Source organism: Polaribacter sp. R77954, from assembly GCF_044595335.1.
Classification (GTDB): Bacteria; Bacteroidota; Bacteroidia; order Flavobacteriales; family Flavobacteriaceae; genus Polaribacter.
On sequence record NZ_CP138992.1, the window covers coordinates 702,313 to 719,729 of the forward strand.

Annotated in this window: 20 protein-coding genes; 12 read left to right on the top strand and 8 right to left on the bottom strand. The window is 29.3% G+C overall.

Annotation, left to right across the window (positions count from 1 at the left end; genetic code table 11):
* Positions 1–28: 28 nt before the first annotated feature.
* Entirely contained in the window at positions 29–562 is a 534-nt protein-coding gene (locus SJY27_RS03100) for an OmpH family outer membrane protein (RefSeq protein WP_397446796.1), read from the top strand.
* A gap of 70 nt (positions 563–632) precedes the next feature.
* On the opposite strand, the gene SJY27_RS03105 is transcribed toward SJY27_RS03100, so the two are convergent.
* On the bottom strand, positions 633–929 hold the full coding sequence (locus tag SJY27_RS03105; protein ID WP_397446798.1) for a DUF721 domain-containing protein: 297 nt from the start codon (positions 927–929) through the stop codon (positions 633–635).
* An 89-nt stretch (positions 930–1,018) separates the two neighbouring features.
* Positions 1,019–2,098, bottom strand: coding sequence for a DNA replication/repair protein RecF (recF, locus tag SJY27_RS03110; RefSeq protein ID WP_397446799.1), 1,080 nt, complete (start codon positions 2,096–2,098; stop codon positions 1,019–1,021).
* Between the two features lie 113 nt (positions 2,099–2,211).
* On the opposite strand from recF, the gene SJY27_RS03115 reads away from it, so the two are divergent.
* The 8 genes from SJY27_RS03115 to SJY27_RS03150 all read left to right on the top strand — a co-directional run bounded on the left by SJY27_RS03115 (position 2,212) and on the right by SJY27_RS03150 (position 9,649).
* On the top strand, positions 2,212–2,979 hold the full coding sequence (locus SJY27_RS03115; protein WP_397446800.1) for a tol-pal system YbgF family protein: 768 nt from the start codon (positions 2,212–2,214) through the stop codon (positions 2,977–2,979).
* A 75-nt stretch (positions 2,980–3,054) separates the two neighbouring features.
* Complete coding sequence (ribH, locus tag SJY27_RS03120) at positions 3,055–3,561, top strand: 6,7-dimethyl-8-ribityllumazine synthase (protein ID WP_397446801.1); 507 nt, start codon at positions 3,055–3,057, stop codon at positions 3,559–3,561.
* 216 nt (positions 3,562–3,777) lie between these two features.
* Positions 3,778–4,053: a riboflavin synthase subunit beta gene (locus SJY27_RS03125; protein WP_397446802.1), complete on the top strand. Its 276-nt coding sequence runs from the start codon at positions 3,778–3,780 to the stop codon at positions 4,051–4,053.
* Complete coding sequence (gene mutL, locus SJY27_RS03130; RefSeq protein WP_397446803.1) at positions 4,053–5,867, top strand: DNA mismatch repair endonuclease MutL; 1,815 nt, start codon at positions 4,053–4,055, stop codon at positions 5,865–5,867. The genes SJY27_RS03125 and mutL overlap by 1 nt, the downstream gene beginning before the upstream one ends.
* Before the next feature lie 2 nt (positions 5,868–5,869).
* Entirely contained in the window at positions 5,870–6,595 is a 726-nt protein-coding gene (locus tag SJY27_RS03135; protein WP_397446805.1) for a rhomboid family intramembrane serine protease, read from the top strand.
* Positions 6,595–7,443 carry a rhomboid family intramembrane serine protease gene (locus SJY27_RS03140; protein ID WP_397446806.1) on the top strand — a complete coding sequence of 283 codons (849 nt, stop codon included), beginning with the start codon at positions 6,595–6,597 and terminating at the stop codon, positions 7,441–7,443. Before SJY27_RS03135 ends, SJY27_RS03140 begins: the two co-directional genes overlap by 1 nt.
* A gap of 21 nt (positions 7,444–7,464) precedes the next feature.
* Positions 7,465–8,475, top strand: coding sequence for an endonuclease/exonuclease/phosphatase family protein (locus SJY27_RS03145; RefSeq protein ID WP_397446808.1), 1,011 nt, complete (start codon positions 7,465–7,467; stop codon positions 8,473–8,475).
* Between the two features lie 31 nt (positions 8,476–8,506).
* The gene (locus tag SJY27_RS03150; protein WP_397446809.1) at positions 8,507–9,649 is read left to right on the top strand and encodes a geranylgeranyl reductase family protein; all 1,143 of its coding nucleotides are present in this window, start codon (positions 8,507–8,509) and stop codon (positions 9,647–9,649) included.
* Here the strand turns inward: SJY27_RS03150 and SJY27_RS03155 are convergent.
* The 3 genes from SJY27_RS03155 to SJY27_RS03165 are packed head-to-tail and all read right to left on the bottom strand — an operon-like array spanning position 9,646 to position 10,994.
* Positions 9,646–10,179, bottom strand: a complete 534-nt coding sequence (locus SJY27_RS03155; protein ID WP_397446810.1) for a DUF4442 domain-containing protein — start codon at positions 10,177–10,179, stop codon at positions 9,646–9,648. The two genes, SJY27_RS03150 and SJY27_RS03155, sit on opposite strands and share 4 nt — an antisense overlap.
* 3 nt (positions 10,180–10,182) lie before the next feature.
* On the bottom strand, positions 10,183–10,500 hold the full coding sequence (locus tag SJY27_RS03160; RefSeq protein ID WP_397446812.1) for an antibiotic biosynthesis monooxygenase family protein: 318 nt from the start codon (positions 10,498–10,500) through the stop codon (positions 10,183–10,185).
* Positions 10,497–10,994, bottom strand: coding sequence for a GNAT family N-acetyltransferase (locus SJY27_RS03165; protein WP_397446813.1), 498 nt, complete (start codon positions 10,992–10,994; stop codon positions 10,497–10,499). Before SJY27_RS03165 ends, SJY27_RS03160 begins: the two co-directional genes overlap by 4 nt.
* Before the next feature lie 124 nt (positions 10,995–11,118).
* Between SJY27_RS03165 and mtaB the strand changes: the two genes are divergently transcribed.
* From mtaB to SJY27_RS03180, 3 genes are read left to right on the top strand one after another with little or no spacing between them, the layout of a single operon-like run.
* Complete coding sequence (gene mtaB, locus SJY27_RS03170) at positions 11,119–12,453, top strand: tRNA (N(6)-L-threonylcarbamoyladenosine(37)-C(2))-methylthiotransferase MtaB (RefSeq protein WP_397447891.1); 1,335 nt, start codon at positions 11,119–11,121, stop codon at positions 12,451–12,453.
* A gap of 60 nt (positions 12,454–12,513) precedes the next feature.
* Positions 12,514–13,173 carry an alpha/beta hydrolase gene (locus SJY27_RS03175; protein ID WP_397446814.1) on the top strand — a complete coding sequence of 220 codons (660 nt, stop codon included), beginning with the start codon at positions 12,514–12,516 and terminating at the stop codon, positions 13,171–13,173.
* Between the two features lie 48 nt (positions 13,174–13,221).
* Entirely contained in the window at positions 13,222–14,124 is a 903-nt protein-coding gene (locus SJY27_RS03180) for a lytic transglycosylase domain-containing protein (RefSeq protein WP_397446815.1), read from the top strand.
* A 352-nt stretch (positions 14,125–14,476) separates the two neighbouring features.
* Here the strand turns inward: SJY27_RS03180 and SJY27_RS03185 are convergent, their stop codons facing one another.
* The 3 genes from SJY27_RS03185 to SJY27_RS03195 form a co-directional block, all read right to left on the bottom strand.
* Positions 14,477–14,668, bottom strand: a complete 192-nt coding sequence (locus SJY27_RS03185; RefSeq protein ID WP_397446816.1) for a cold-shock protein — start codon at positions 14,666–14,668, stop codon at positions 14,477–14,479.
* Positions 14,669–14,781: 113 nt separating this feature from the next.
* Positions 14,782–15,666, bottom strand: coding sequence for an NAD(P)H-dependent flavin oxidoreductase (locus SJY27_RS03190; RefSeq protein ID WP_397447892.1), 885 nt, complete (start codon positions 15,664–15,666; stop codon positions 14,782–14,784).
* A 56-nt stretch (positions 15,667–15,722) separates the two neighbouring features.
* Positions 15,723–17,387 (bottom strand): S8 family serine peptidase, encoded by a 1,665-nt coding sequence (locus SJY27_RS03195; protein WP_397446817.1) that lies wholly within the window; start codon positions 17,385–17,387, stop codon positions 15,723–15,725.
* Positions 17,388–17,417 lie beyond the last annotated feature (30 nt).

A 17,417-nucleotide genomic window follows, 5' to 3' on the forward strand; every position in this document is an offset into this window, starting at 1 on the left:
ATATCTTTGCGCTTCTTAAATTTAAAACATGAAATTAAAATTCACATTTCTTTTTATTGCTTTTTTAAGCATTGTTTCTGTTGCACAAACCAAAACAGGAACTATCAATAACGATTATATTATCAATTTAATGCCAGAAGCAAAAATTGTGATTAAAAGAGCACAAGCCTATGGTGCTAAATTAGATTCTTCTTTTTCTATTAAAATGAAAGACTATCAAGATCGAGTAGCCGATTTTAGAAAAAAGGAAAAAGAAATGGGCGAATTAATGAAAAAAACATTAATCAAAGAATTATCTGCTTTAGAACAAGATATTCAACAATATCAAAAAAATGGTAGCCAGTTAATGCAGTTAAAACAGGCAGAATTAATGCGCCCTTTGTATAAAAAACTAAACAATGCAATAGAAGAAGTTGTAAAAGAAAAAGGGTATACTTTAATTTTAGACAAAAATGGAAATCAGTTTGCTTATATTGATGAAAAATACGACATAACGCAGTTAGTTATGACTAAATTAGGCGTTAAAGTACCTGAGCCAAAGACTGTACCTACACAAAATTAACGAAGTTCAATTCATGAAAAAATGGGCATTAATTAAAATATTAATGCCCATTTTTTATGTAATATACTTACTACACCAACATCAATTTAGTAATAATCTCTTCGCCCAATTCTTCATTCATCATTTTAATTATTTTCTCTTTTCCATAACTCAATTCTTCTCGTAAAACAGAAGAATTTAATTGTACAATAAGGGTTTTATTTTGTAAACGTGTAGAAGTGGTATGAGTGGCCACTCCAGGTCCCATCATTTTGGTCCAAGTTTCTTCAACTTTCATTTTCTGCATTCCTTTACTCAAATTGTTCTCTTTAATAAAGGTTTTCATCAAATCTTCAATTGAAAAGGAATCGTTTTCTCTTTTTGCCATTTTATGGTTTGTGGTTTGTGGTTTTTGGTTTTTGGTTTTTGGTTTTTGGTTTTTGGTTAAAATAAAATCCTAAACTTTGAATTATAAAACTATAACTTAAAAATTTGATATGCTTTACCTCCTTGTTTTAAAATATTTTCTGTGCGTTCAGCATGAGTATCTGTAATAAAAATTTGGCCAAATTCGTCATTATTTACCAAATCGATAATTTGTGATACACGGTTTTCATCCAATTTATCAAAAATATCATCTAACAATAAAATAGGGGTAACATTCGCTTTTTGTTTAATAAACTCAAACTGAGCTAATTTTAAGGCAATTAAATACGATTTTTGCTGACCTTGAGAACCAAACTTTTTAATTGGGTATGCTCCTATCTCAAAACTCAAATCGTCCTTATGAATGCCTGCTGTAGTATATTGCAAAATTTTATCCTTATCTAAAGATTTTCTTAGTAAATCTTCCATTAAAAAATCGTGTAACTGACTTTTGTAATTAAGGTTTACTTGCTCTTTATCACCAGAAATTATTTGGTATTTGGCATTAAAAATAGGAATAAAAGTAGCTAAAAACTCTTTTCTTATTTCATAAATCTTGGCTCCAAAAGCAGCCAATTGCTCATCATAAACACTTAAATTTAACGCATCAAAAGTTCTATTTGCCGCAAAATATTTTAAAAGCGCATTTCGTTGACTTAATACTTTATTGTATGCAATTAAATCTTGCAAATAGGTTTTGTTTTGTTGAGAAATTACACCATCAATAAACTTTCTTCGTGTTTCACTACCTTCAATAACCAAATCTCTATCAGCAGGAGAAACAATAACGAGAGGAAACTGACCAATATGCTCAGAAAATTTTCCGTAAACTTTACCATTTCTCTTTAAAATCTTCTTCTGTCCCTTTTTTAAACTACAAACAATCTTCTCATTTCTATCATTCATCAAATAATCGCCTTCTATCATAAAAAAACCTTCACCATGCCTAATATTTTGAACGGCAACAGCATTAAAATAACTTTTAGTGAAAGACAAATAATAAATTGCGTCTAATACATTGGTTTTTCCTATACCATTGTTACCCACAAAACAATTTATTTTCTCTTGAAAATCAAAAGATTGCGATGCGATATTCTTAAAATTAACCAATGAAATTTTCTGTAAATACATAAATATATCTGAAGATTGAAAACAGTTTGCAAATTATTGAAAATTTTGCAAAATAAGCGCTTTTAAAATCCAATTAAAAAAACTATTTTTGCGCCACTAATTTTTAAGCAAATATGGCAACATACAAGAAGAGAGGATATAAACCAAAAAATAAAAGTGAAGAACAACAAGTTGAAAATATGGACAGTACTACTGCTGAAGTATTTAATACTTTAGATGAAACTGCTTCTAAATCTGAACAATGGATTGAAAAAAACAGCAAAGTTTTATTTGGTAGCTTAGTTGTTATTGTTGTTGTATTTTTAGGATATTTAGGCTATAATAAATATATAGTAGAACCAAATGAATTAGACGCCTCTAACGAATTGGCTTTTCCAAGAAAATATTTTGATGAAGCAGCCACTGCAGGATCTGGAATAGATTCTTTATTAAATTTAGGTTTAGAAGGCGCTGATGGTAGGTATGGTTTTACAGATATTGCTGAAAAATTTAGCGGAACTGATGCTGGAAATTTAGCAAACTATTATGCTGGAGTTTCTTATTTGCAATTAAAAAAGTATGACAAAGCCATTGAATATTTAAGCAAATTTGATTCTGATGACGAAATGCTTGGCCCTGTTTCTTTAGGTGCTATTGGTGATGCTTTTGCAGATATTGATCAACAAGAAGATGCTTTAGAGTATTATGAAAAAGCAGCCAATAAAAAAGCAAATGAATTTACAACACCTTTGTTTTTGTATAAAGCTGGCCAGACTGCAATGCTAATTAAGAATTACAGCAAAGCAGAAGAAATGTTTACTAAAATTAAAGAAAACTACTCAAAATCTGAACAAGGTAGAGATGTAGAAAAATTTATTAACGCAGCAAAATATGCGCAATAGTTTTTAGTTCTTGGTTTTTAGTTTTTAGTTACAAAAATCACTAAAAATCAACAATTATAAACCAAAAACCCAAAAATGGCTACAAGCAATTTATCTTATTACGATAAGGCAACAATCCCAAATGCGAATTCTTTTCGATTTGGGATTGTTGTTTCTGAATGGAATCCAGAAATTACACAAAACTTAAAAAAAGGAGCAATTGAAGCGTTTTTAGATTGTGGAGCAAAAAAAGAAAACATTATTTCTTGGGATGTACCTGGAAGTTTTGAACTGGTTTACGGTTGCAAAAAAATGATTCAAACCGAAAAACTTGACGCTATTATTGCCATTGGTAATGTAATACAAGGAGAAACCAAACATTTTGATTTTGTTTGTGAAGGCGTTACTCAAGGAATCATAGATTTAAATGTAAAATATGATGTACCTGTTATTTTTTGCGTACTAACAGACAATACCAAACAACAATCTTTAGACAGATCTGGAGGTAAACTAGGCAATAAAGGTATTGAATGTGCAGTAGCTGCTGTAAAAATGGCTGCTCTCAAAAATATTGATAGAACTACAGATAGTATTGGGTTTTAGTATCTCTTGCAAGGTTTTCTTAACCTTCTAGGTATTTCAAATTTAATTTTAGTTTAATTCTGAATTAGTTTCTTTTAAATGTAGAAGCTATATTTAAGAATTCTTTTAACATCATTTCTTGATGTATTGCTTATTATTCTTTAAATTTGATATACTTTAAAATTGGTACAATAATTGATTTTCTTACATCATTATTCACTAATTATTATTAAAACTATGGGATTTTTAAAAAGAACAAATAAAAAATTTGATTACCAACCTCGTTATTACAAAGGAGAAGGAAATCCTTTTAAAATAGAACATAAACTAGATAAATTTAGAACAACAACAGGGAAAAACAAAGGCTTAAAATCTAAATTTTCTGCAGCCATAAACGAATTTAAAGATTCAGAAAACAAGTTTAACAAAACCATTGTTTATATTGTTTTAATTCTGGTTTTCATTTTTTTATATATCATTGATTTTGATTTATCAATATTCGTAAATAATTAATGTCAGACATCATTCAACTTTTACCAGATCATGTAGCAAATCAAATTGCTGCAGGAGAAGTCGTACAAAGACCAGCTTCTGTAGTAAAAGAATTGTTAGAAAATGCTATTGATGCTGGTGCAACCAGCATAAAATTGTTATTAAAAGATGCTGGTAAAACCTTAATTCAGGTAATAGATGATGGTAAAGGCATGAGTACAACTGATGCCAGAATGTGTTTTGAAAGACATGCTACATCTAAAATTCAAAAAGCAGAAGATTTATTTAATTTGTGTACCAAAGGTTTTAGAGGTGAAGCTTTGGCGTCTATTGCTGCAATTGCTCATGTAGAATTGAAAACAAAACAAGAACATGAAGAATTAGGCGTTTGTTTAAAAATAGAGGGTAGCAAAGTAATTGGTCAAGATTTTATATCTACTTCTAAAGGAACTAGCTTAGCTGTTAAAAATTTATTTTACAACATACCAGCAAGAAGAAATTTTTTAAAATCGGACACTGTTGAAACCAGACATATTGTTGATGAATTTCAACGAGTTGCATTGGCACACCCTAATATAGCTTTTTTACTACATCACAATAACAACGAGGTATACCATTTAAAAAGTAGTAATTTAAGACAGCGTATTGTGGCTGTTTTTGGTGGTAAAATGAATGAAAAATTAGTACCTATTGATGAAAAAACAGATATTTTAGATATTAAAGGTTTTGTGGCTAAACCAGAGTTTGCCAAAAGAAAACGTGGTGAACAGTTCTTTTTTGTAAATGATCGTTTTATAAAAAGTGGATATTTAAACCATGCAGTTGTAAATGCTTTTGACGGATTGTTAGAGCAAGGTGCGCATCCCTCCTATTTTTTATATTTAACTGTACCAGCCAACACTATAGATATTAATATTCATCCTACAAAAACAGAAATAAAGTTTGATAATGAAAAGGCATTGTATGCCATGTTAAGAGCCACTGTAAAACACAGTTTAGGGCAATATAATGTTGCACCTGTTTTAGATTTTAACAGAGATGCCAATTTAGATACACCTTATCATTACAATAAAAAATCTACATCTGCAGCTACTCCAAAAATTACTGTAGATCCTGATTTTAATCCTTTTAAAGAAAACCAAAACAAACAACCCAAAAATAACTTTAAAAAAGAACTACATACACAAAGTTGGGAATCATTATATACTGCAACTGCTATTGCAGATGAGCATAAACAAGAAGAATTATTTGATAATAAACAAGAAACCAAAACACAAAAAACATTTCAAATTCAGCGAAAATATGTAATGAGTTTGATAAAATCTGGTGTGGTTTTAATTCATCAATCTTCTGCGCATCAGCGTATTTTATACGAAGAGTTTTTAGAGAGTATTACTGTAAAAGAAGCCAATAGTCAACAATTATTATTTCCGGTTAAACTATCATTTTCATCCCAAGAAATAGAAATGATTTACACCATAAAAACCGAATTAGAAAATGCTGGTTTTTCTTTTGATGAATTTACCAAAGATAGTGTTACCATAAAAGGGATTCCTGTTTCTGTAACTGAGAGTAAAATCACGATTATTTTAGAAGAATTATTAAACGATATCAATTTAGAAGTACCTGATACTAGTTTTAGCCATTTTGATGTAATGGCCAAATCTTTTGCCAAAACACTTTCTATTAAAACAGGAACACAGCTTTCTGAAAAAGAACAAGAAAGCTTAGTAAATAATTTATTTTCGTGTAAAGAACCAACCATATCTCCTTTTGGAAAACCTATTTTTAAAACCCTAACATTAAACGAAATAGACCACTTATTTAATAGCTAAATATGAATAGACTTACAGACGCCATAAAGCATTTAATTATCATTAATGTAATTCTATTTATTGCACCACAATTATTACAGTTAGATTTTACAAATATATTGGCATTACACTTTCCAAAAAACCAACATTTTGGATTTTGGCAATATATTACTCATATGTTTATGCACGCAAGCTTTCCGCATATTTTATTTAATATGTATGGTTTATGGGCATTTGGTACACCTTTAGAACAAATGTGGGGAAAGAAAAAATTTCTGTTTTTTTATTTTTCTGCAGGTATAGGTGCAGGTTTAATTTATACTTTAGTAAACTATTATCAATTTAATAGTATTTATGAGCAATTGGTAAATTTTGGACTTTCTAGTACCCAAATACAAAATATTTTAGATATTGGTAGTTATAACGACCCCAGAATTCTTTTATCTACTGAGAAAATGATTAAATTTTATGGGCTTTATCATACTCCTGCTGTTGGAGCCTCTGGTGCTGTTTATGGTATTTTAGTGGCTTTTGGTTTGTATTTTAAAGATGCCAAATTAATGTTGATCTTTTTTCCAGTGCCTATAGCTGCTAAATATTTTATACCTATTATGATTTTAGGAGATTTATTTTTTGGAATGACAAAATATTCTGTTGGAAGTGTTGCCCATTTTGCACATATTGGTGGTGCTTTAATAGGATTTATAATTGCTTGGTATTGGAAACAGAATCAATTTAAAACAAACTAATGAGTATTATAGACGACATAAAAAGAAGATATATTACTGGTAATATTATAGAAAAATTAATTCTAATTAATATTGGAATTTTTATTATTACTGTTTTAGCAGGTTTATTTCAAAAACCTTATGCAGGTAACATGAATTTTATTGCAGAATGGTTTTCTTTAGATGACACCCTAAGTGGTTTATTTACAAAACCATGGTCTATTATTTCTTACGGATTTTTACATGCGGGTTTTATTCATATCTTATTCAATTGTATTGCCTTGTACTTTATTGGCAACTTATTTATTCAATATTTTACCGAAAAACAACTTTTAAATTTTTATGTTCTAGGTACTTTTTTTGGGGGAGTTTTATATATTTTTAGTCAAAGTTTTTTTCCGCTTTTTGAAGGAAAAAACTCTTATTTAGTAGGCGCGTCTGCAGGAATTTCTGCTATATTTTTAGGTATTGCCACTTACATGCCAAATTACGAGTTAAAATTTCCGTTAATTGGTTATGTTAAGCTTTGGCAAGTAACCGCAGTTTGGATTCTTTTAGATATTATTGGCCTTGTTGGAAACAATGCTGGTGGAAGTTTTGCGCATTTAGGTGGTGCATTATTTGGTTTTTTATATGTTAATAAAGCTAGTAATAAAGAAATAAAATGGTTTGATGGTTTAAATGCGTTGTTTACAAAAAAAGAGAAATCACCTTTAAAAACAGTGTATAAATCTAAAGAAAAAAGAAAATCTAACCCAGATTTAAACCAACAACAAGTTGATAAAATTTTAGATAAAATTAGTAAATCTGGTTATGATACTTTAAGCAAAGCCGAAAAAGATTTTTTGTTTAGACAAGGAAAAAAATAATAAAAGAACAATTCCCCAACTGTGAAAAAATTATCCTTAATCAATAAAATTGTATACATCATTAATTCTTTGATGGCTACTTTATTACTGCTTTCTTATATATTACCTTACACATCACCAAAACTTTTTCCTTCTTTTGCTATTCTTAGTTTATTAGCACCCATTATAATTTTAATTAATATCGCTTTTGTGCTCTATTGGTTGGTTGGTTTAAAAAAACAATTTCTGTTATCAACACTAGTTTTAACTCTTGGTTGGTTTTTAATTCCGAATATTTACAAGTTTTCTGGAAATACATCTTCTTTAAATGATGATCTTAAAGTGATGAGTTATAATGTAAGAGTTTTTAATTATTGGAATTGGACTGACAATAAAAACTCATCACAATTAATTAAAGATTTTATAAAAAAAGCCTCACCAGACTTACTTTTAGTTCAAGAAAATTATGATGAGAAAAAAAACAATTTAAAATATCCTTACAGCTATATTAAATCTAATATTAAAAGTAAAAAAGCTGGATTGGCTATTTTTTCAAAATTTCCAATTATAAATAAAGGTTCTTTAAACTTTAAAAATACCGCTAATGATATCATATTTGTAGACATTGTAAAGAAAAAAGACACGATTAGAGTTTATAATTTTCATTTACAATCTTTACATTTAAGACCAGAAAAAGAAAATTTTGGTCAAGAAAACTCAAGGAAATTAATAGAAAGATTAAAAGATGGTTTTGTAAAACAAGCAACACAAACAGAACTATTTTTAGCTCATGAAAAACAATGGAAAGGTAAAAAAATAATTGGCGGCGATTTTAATAACACTTCATATTCTTGGGTATACAATCAAATTTCTAAGGATAAAAAAGATGCTTTTATAGAAGCTGGAACAGGATTTGGAAAAACGTTCGATTACTGGTTTCCTATGAGAATCGATTTTATTTTAACTGATAATGAAGCAATCATTAATAAATTTACCTCTTTTTCAGAAAAAAACTCAGACCACTTTCCTATTCAAGCAAAAATAAACTGGTAAAGCTTTATATTCGCATAAAGATATCTATTCTATGAAACATTTTACTGTTGCAATTATTGGTAGTGGGCCTTCTGGAGCATCAACTGCTTTTCATTTAGGCAAGCAAGGAATTCATACAGTAATCATTGAAAAAGAAACCTTACCAAGGTATAAAACCTGTGGAGGTGGTTTTGTAAATAGAGGTAAAAAGGATATGCCTTTTGATATTGCCGAAGTTGTTGAACGTGAGTTCTGTAAAGTTGATACCTATTTTAACAATCACGAAAAATGCTACTATTCTAAAAAAGAAACACCTATTATTACTATGATAATGCGTGATGCTTTTGACAACTTAATTGTTAAAAAAGCAAAAGAATTCGGAGTAACCTTATTAGAAGATCATAAACTTTTAGCAATTAATTTTGTTGACGAAAAAGCCATTTTACAAACTTCTAAAGGAAATATTTCAGCTGATTTTGTAATTGCTGCAGATGGTGTTTTAAGTCCGACTGCAAAAATGGCGGGTTGGAAAAAAGATACGCGTAAACTAATACCGGCTTTAGAGTATGAAGTTGAAGTTGGGCAAGAAGATTTTGAACGCCTTTCTAAAAATGCTCGTTTTGATATTGATGCTGTTCCTTATGGTTATGCTTGGTGTTTTCCGAAGAAAAATCATTTATCTTTAGGGGTTTTAACGACCAAAAAAGGAAAAATCAATTTAAAAGCGTATTACAAAAAATATCTAGAAACTTTAGGCATCAAAGAAATTATAAAAGAAGATGCACACGGATTTCAAATTCCTGTAAAACCAAGAACAGATGGTTTTGTTAAGCAAAATGTTTTTTTAATTGGAGATGCTGCTGGTTTTGCAGAACCTATTACAGCAGAAGGAATATCTAATGCCATTTTAAGCGGAAAATATGCTGCAGAAGCTATTATAGAAAGTAAACTAGATAGAAACTTAGCTGAAAAAATCTATGTAGAAAAATTAGATATTAAATTGTTGTATGAATTAAAATCGGGAGCTTTGTTGGCTAAATTCTTTTATAATAATAATCCTGTCAGAATATATTTGTTAAATAAATATGGGCAATTATTTAATGATATTATGGTGGATGTTTTGCATGGAGATAGAGCTTTCCCAAAAAATATACCTGAAAAATTAGCCGCAAAAATTAAAGAGAAAATTTTTTAGGTTGATACGACTTTCTTCTTTTTAGCAATCAATTTCTCTTTATAGAACTGTTTGTCAGCAATGTACAACGTTTTTAAAACTTCAGCAAAGATGATACTTTTATTTTTATCAGTCAGTTTTATATTTTTAATCAAATCAATTTCATTATTAAATGCTACGTCTTTTTTTATCTGAACTATTTCATCTTTTGTAAACACAAAATTTGCATAACAAGTTTCTCTAGCTGGTCGTTTAAACATTATACTTGCAGCTTTATCCCAAACCACATAATTACTCCCTAAAATATTAAACAATTGAATCATAAAAATAGGATCTGTTGCAGAAAACAAGCTTCCACCAAAAATAGAACCTACATAATTGCTGTTTTTATACGATAATTTAATGCGAACTTTTACATTTAATAAATCATCAGAAACGTTTATAATTTTACCTGTAGACCTTCTGTACATAGGCGATAAGTTAAAACCGTATTTATAAATACTGCTTTTACTCATAAATTTTTCTAATACTTTCTGAATTTTTGCGTACATCAATTATTTCTTAAAACCATATTCACGTTCTACTTTGCAAATTCTTAATTGATATTGTTTATACCATTTTTCTCTACCTAAATTTCTGGCTTCTGTGTGTTCAATATTATTTTTCCAAGTTATAATATCGGCTTCATTTTGCCAATATGAAACTGTAATTCCTATAGTACTTCTTGCAGATTCTATTCCTAAAAAGCCATTTTGTTGTTTGGCCAATGCCTCCATTCTTTCAGCGGTTTCTTGATAACATTTTAAATTATCTGTAACCAAAGTTGAAAATATTACAGCAAAATATGGTGGTTTTAATGTTTCTACAATCATAATATAATTTCGTATTTTGATTCTGGTAATTTAATATCATCACTAATAAAATGGTTTACCACTTTAAAATTTAACTTTTTTAAAATTTTTGCTGATGCTATATTTTCATCAACAACATAACCCACCAATTTTTTAATTCCTTTTTGTTTGCAATAGGTAATTGTTGCTTTACAAACTTCAAAACCATAACCATTTCCCCAATATTTTTCTAAAAAACGATAGCCAATTTCATCATCAATATTATCTTTTACCAAAGCTAACGTTCCTATAAATTTACGGTCTTGTTTTCTTTCTATGGCGTAAATCCAAAAATCATTCAAATGTTTGTCATATCTAGCAATTAAATCTAAAAGCTCTATTTTATTTTCTTCAAGATTTTTAACTTCTCCTGTGGCATATTTTAAAACCTTAGGGTTGCTTTCTAATTGATGAAAAGGTTCTAAATCGTTTAACTTTAGTTTTCTAATAAGTAATCTTTCCGTCTCAAAAATCATCAATATTATTGTAAATTTGCACTAACAAATTATTATATAGTTAGTCTATTGTTTTTATAAAACGCTAACTCTTAAATAAGTTGATAGAATTATAAAACCTAGATTATTGAGTAAATGTAAAGGAATGATTGCAGATAAAAAAGTCGCTTTTTATACTTTAGGATGTAAATTAAATTTTTCGGAAACATCAACTATTGCTAGAAACTTTGTAAATGAAGGTTTTGAGCGTGTTGATTTTACAGAAAAAGCAGATATTTATGTGATTAATACTTGCTCTGTTACAGACAATGCAGACAAACGTTTTAAATCGATTGTAAAAAATGCATTAAAGAAAAACGATGATGCTTTTTTAATTGCTGTAGGTTGTTATGCACAATTAAAACCAGAAGAATTAGCTGCTGTAGATGGTGTAGATTTGGTTTTAGGTGCCACTGAAAAATTTAATGTAACTAGCTATATTAATGATTTAAGCAAAAATGAGGTTGGTGAAGTCCATTCTTGCGAAATTGTTGATGCCGATTTTTACGTAGGTTCTTATTCTATTGGAGATCGAACTCGTGCTTTTCTTAAAGTACAAGATGGTTGCGATTATAAATGTACGTATTGTACAATTCCTTTGGCTCGCGGAATTTCTAGAAGCGATACTTTAGAAAATGTAATTGAAAACGCAAAAGAAATATCGTCTAAAGGGATTAAAGAAATTGTTTTAACAGGTGTTAATATTGGCGATTATGGAAAAGGTGAATTCGGAAATAAAAAACACGAACATACTTTTTTAGAATTGGTAAAAGAGTTAGACAAAGTAGCAGGAATTCATCGTCTTAGAATATCATCTATAGAACCTAATTTATTGAGAGATGAAACCATAGATTTTGTATCTACTTCTAGCTCATTTGTGCCTCATTTTCATATTCCTTTACAATCTGGAAGTGATGAATTGTTAAAGAAAATGAAACGTAGGTATTTACGAAAAACCTATACAAATAGAGTGCAACAAATAAAAGCAACTATGCCAAATGCTTGTATTGGTGTTGATGTTATTGTTGGTTTTCCTGGAGAAACTGATGAACTATTTTTAGAAACTTATAATTACTTGAACGATTTAGATATTTCTTATTTACATGTTTTTACGTATTCTGAAAGACCAAATACTGAAGCTGTAGAAATGGATGGAGTTGTGCCTAAAAAAACACGTGCAAAACGTAGTAAAATGTTACGTGGTTTATCTGCTAAAAAACGAAGAGCTTTTTATGAGTCGCAATTAGGAAATACATTAACAGTACTGTTTGAAAATGAAAACAAAGAGGGGTACATTAACGGTTTTACTGAAAATTACGTAAAAGTAAAAACACCTTGGAATCCTGATTTGGTAAACACTTTACATACTATTTCACTTACAAAAATTGATGATGATGGTTTAGTGCGATTTGATTTTGTTAAAGAGACGACTACTATTTAATTTGGCACTAAACTTGCACTAAAATAGTACAAAATTTAATATCATAATTTAGTTTATTAAATGTCTAAAACTCATATATACTTAATGCCAGGCTTAGCTGCAGGGCCAGAAATTTTTGAAAACCTAGAGCTTTCTAAAAAACGTTATGAATTGCATTATTTAACTTGGTTACCTCCTTTATCTTTAAAAGAAACTGTAGCCAATTATGCTATGCGAATATCGGATATGATTATACATAAAAACCCTGTTTTGGTAGGGGTTTCTTTTGGCGGAATTATAGTTCAAGAAATGAGTAAGTTTATAAATGTTCAGAAAATAATTATCATTTCTAGTGTAAAATCAAAAAACGAGCTCCCAAAACGTTTTAAAATTGCTGCTATAAGTAAAATTTACAAATTATTTCCGACAACAATTGTTACTAATTTTGAAAATTATGCCAAGTATTTTGTAGGAAAATCGTTAGAAAGAAAAGCAAAATTGTACAAAAAATATTTATCTGTTAGAAATAAAGAATATATAAAATGGTCTATCCATAATGCTATTAATTGGAATCAGGACAATCCTATGCCAAACATTATTCATATTCATGGAACAAAAGATGAAATTTTTCCTATTAAAAGCATACAGAATTGTATAAGAGTTAAAAATGGAAATCACTCTATGATTATCATCAAAGCTAAAGAAATTTCAAAAATTATTGATGAAAGTTTAACTTGTTAAAACTAATTGAATTAATTACTTTTATGGTAACAAGAAATTGATTTGATTATGAACAAACCACTGCGTATTTTATCTATTTTAAGTATTGTTTTTATTACAGTGCTTTTTATGAATGCTATTAATAAAGAAACTGTTGAGCCTATTGTAAATACTCATAAAAACTACAAAATAAAGGCTTTAAAATTACCTGAAAATTTAAATTTAGCAGGTGAAAGAGTGCCTGTAGAAATTCCTGATGTTCGTGAAAGAATGGAAAGAGAATTACTGGTAAATACCTATTGGCAATCTAATGGTTTGTTATTATTAAAAAGAGCTAATAAGTACTTTCCTATTTTAGAGCCTTTATTAGAAAAATATGGTTTACCAGACGATTTTAAATTTTTAGCTTTGGCTGAAAGTGGTTTTACAGATGAAACTTCTACTGTTGGTGCTGCAGGAATGTGGCATTTTATGAAGCAAACAGGTAAAGAATATGGTTTAGAAATTAATAAAAATGTAGACGAAAGATACCATATTGAAAAATCTACAAAAGTTGCTGCTGAATATTTAAAAAACGCTTACGAACGTTTTGGTTCTTGGACTTTAGCTGCAGCTGCCTATAATGCTGGTAATTATGGTGTTTCTAGAAGGATTGAAGCACAACAAGTAAATAATTATTACGATGCAAAATTACCAGATGAAACTGAACGTTATGTATTTAGAATTTTAGCGTTGAAAGAAATTATCAGCAATCCTAAAAAATATGGTTTTGTTTTTGAAAAAGAAGATTTATATCACTTGAATAAAACAACTACTATTAAAGTAGATACAGCAATTACAAATATTACTACTTTTGCAAAAAAATTCGGGATGAACTACAAGGAATTCAAAATTTATAATCCTTGGTTAAGAGAGCATCATTTGAATAACAAGAGTAGAAAAATGTATGAAATTAAAATCCCTGTAAAATAATAAAAGTGAGTTCGACTCAAAAACCACTGATTATAAATATATTATAATTTTTATTCTTTGAAACGAATTTCATTTCAACTGAAATGGAGAAACCTTAATTTAAAATTGAGATTTCTCAAGTACACTATTTGCTTCGCAAACTACTTTTAATAAAAATATATTTTAATCTCAGTAATGTTCGTAATGCTAATTTTCTGTTTTTTTAGTCAGATAAACCTACATCAACCTAAAAAGCTATATTAAACTCAGGTTAAAAAGTATTTACTTAGTGATGTAATATTAGATACAAAAAAAGCCTATCAAATTTTGATAGGCTTCTAGATAAAAATTAACTAGTGTAATAAAATATATATTATAATACTCTTACGTTTACTGCGTTTAATCCTTTTCTACCTTCTTTCAAGTCAAACTCAACGTCATCGTTTTCACGAATTTCGTCAACTAAACCTGACACATGTACAAAATGTTCTTTGTTTGTTCCTTCTTCAGTGATGAATCCGAATCCTTTAGATTCATTGAAAAATTTTACGGTACCTTTATTCATTATAAAAAATTAATTTGTTACTGTTTATTTACAGCAACGTTATGTTAAAGTGCAAATATACTACCAATAAAGTTAACTTAATGTAAATAATTGATTTTCTTTCAATTAAATTCTTAAAGCTTAGAAATAAAGGCTTTAACTTCATTAAAATCGTTTATTATTTCATTTATCACCTCTTTTACAGGCTCAATTTTATGAATTAACCCTGCAATTTGACCTATTTCTAGTTCACCTTCCTCTAAATCTCCTTCAAACATTCCTTTTTTTGCTCTTGCTCTGCCTAATAATTTTTGCAAATCATCTTTTGTAGATTTTTGTTGATACAACGTTTGCAAATCATTAAAAAACTTATTTTTAATTAAGCGAACAGGTGCCAATTCTTTTAAGGTTAATTGTGTATCACCATCTTTTACAGCTACAATAGAATTTTTAAAATTGATATGTGCAGACGATTCTTGAGTGGCTGCAAACCTGCTCCCTATTTGCACACCATCTGCACCTAAAACCATTGCTGCTAACATTCCTCTTCCTGAAGCAATTCCACCAGCAGCAATTACAGGAATGTTAACCTGTTCTTTTACCATGGGTATTAACGTAAACGTTGTGGTTTCTTCACGTCCATTGTGCCCACCTGCTTCAAAACCTTCACAAACAATAGCATCAACTCCAGCCAATTCTGCTTTTAATGCAAACTTTACAGAACTTACAACATGTACAACTGTAATTCCTTTTTCTTTTAAAAAGGAGGTCCACGTTTTTGGATTGCCAGCTGATGTAAACACAATTTTAACACCTTCTGTTACAATAATATCCATTATTTTTTCAATTTCAGGATATAACATGGGTACATTTACACCAAAAGGTTTATCTGTAGCATTTTTACATTTCTGAATATGTTCTTGCAACACTTCTGGGTACATAGAGCCTGCCCCAATTAAACCTAACCCACCTGCATTAGAAACTGCAGAAGCTAATTTCCATCCAGAAACCCAAACCATACCTCCTTGAATTATGGGATATTTTGTGTTAAATAATTCTGTGATTCGATTTTTTTTCAATTTTTTAAAAGCTTTATTGTTTTCGATTGTTTGCCTGTAAATATCTTAATAAAATAAAGTCCACTACTTAAAGCAGAAATATCAATAGACTGAAATTGCAAAATATTTTTTTCAAAAACCATTTTTCCCAGAACAGAATATATTTTAATCTTATAATTATTTGGTGATTGCGTTTTACTGGAAATGGTAAATATATTTTCCACTGGATTAGGATAAATTTGTAAATCTGATAAAAAATTATCATTTAAAGAACCTACAGCACCAATATAACTATTTAATGCATTTTCCAAGTTTGGCAGTCCATAGCCATATTGATTTTCTGGGTTTTCAAATTTATCAGCAGATTGGTATAAAGCTTGTTTTAAATACGTATTAAAATTAGTGCTAGAAGTTTCAGATTTTAAGGTAAAACCTTCATTCTGATTCAAACAAGCAATTAAACCAGCCATAATTGGTGATGAAAAAGAAGTTCCACTTGAGGTAGATATGCCTCCAGTTGAATAATTGATAATAGTAGCGCTAACTCCTTGGCCAACAATTTCTGGCTTAACTCTATTATCAGCAGTTGGTCCAAAAGAACTAAAAGAGGCAATATTTCCAGATGAATTCACTGCGCCTACAGTAATTACAGAAGGCGCATCTGCAGGTGCAGCAATATATTTCCAAGCATCATCTCCACTATTCCCAGCAGAATTTACAACCAATATACCTCTAGAAACTGCAATTTCTGCACCTCTAGAAATAAAAGTTGTTTTTCCATCCATATCTGCATAAGTATGACTGTGATTCGGATTATCGTAAGTTGTATATCCTAAAGAAGTATTAATAACATCAACCCCTAAACTATCTGCTCTTTCTGCAGCTTCTACCCATAAAGTTTCTTCTAAAACTGTTTCTGTTTCAGCAATTTCGGTGATAAACAAATAAAACTTTGCATCTGGTGCAGTACCCACAAATTCACCTTCTTTATAAGCTGCTATAGTTGATAAAACGTGGGTTCCATGACTATCTCTTGTATAAAAATTTTCACTTCTATCCGCAAAATTATAGCCTCCTAAAATTTGATTATTTTCTCGTATTCTTTGAAAAGCATCTAACGTATTTACGTTAGGAAAACCAGCATCTACAACCGCAATTATTTGCCCACTTCCTGTTAAACCTTGTTGATGTAAAAAGTCTCCTTTCAACATTTTTATTTGATTTTCTGCACTACCATAATTAAAATCGGTAAGTGTTTTTAAAAATTTATCATGATGATTTATGGGTACTTTTTTTTCCTTTTTTTCACCATTTGTATTTAATGATTTGTTAGCAAACTCAATAGATTCAATAAAAGGAAAATTGGGCAACAAGCCATTTATTTGAGAAACTGTACCTTGAATATGGATGGCATTTAACCATTTCGATTTTCCTAAAACAACAATATTCCCTTCATTTTTAAGTTGATTGTAATAATCTAAATGAATAGGAACGTCTTTTTCATCTAAAGAAATACCTAATTTAGTTCTTCTTTGTAATGCTTTTTCTGATAAAATGTCAATAGGATTTTGTAAAACCGTTGTTGCATTTGGTTTGTCCTTCAAGTACAACCAAGCATCTTCGGTTTGGGAAAAAGTACTAAAGAACGTTGCTGCGCATAAAAAAAGTAGTATTTTTTTCATCTGTCTAAAATACTACTTTTTTTATTCTAA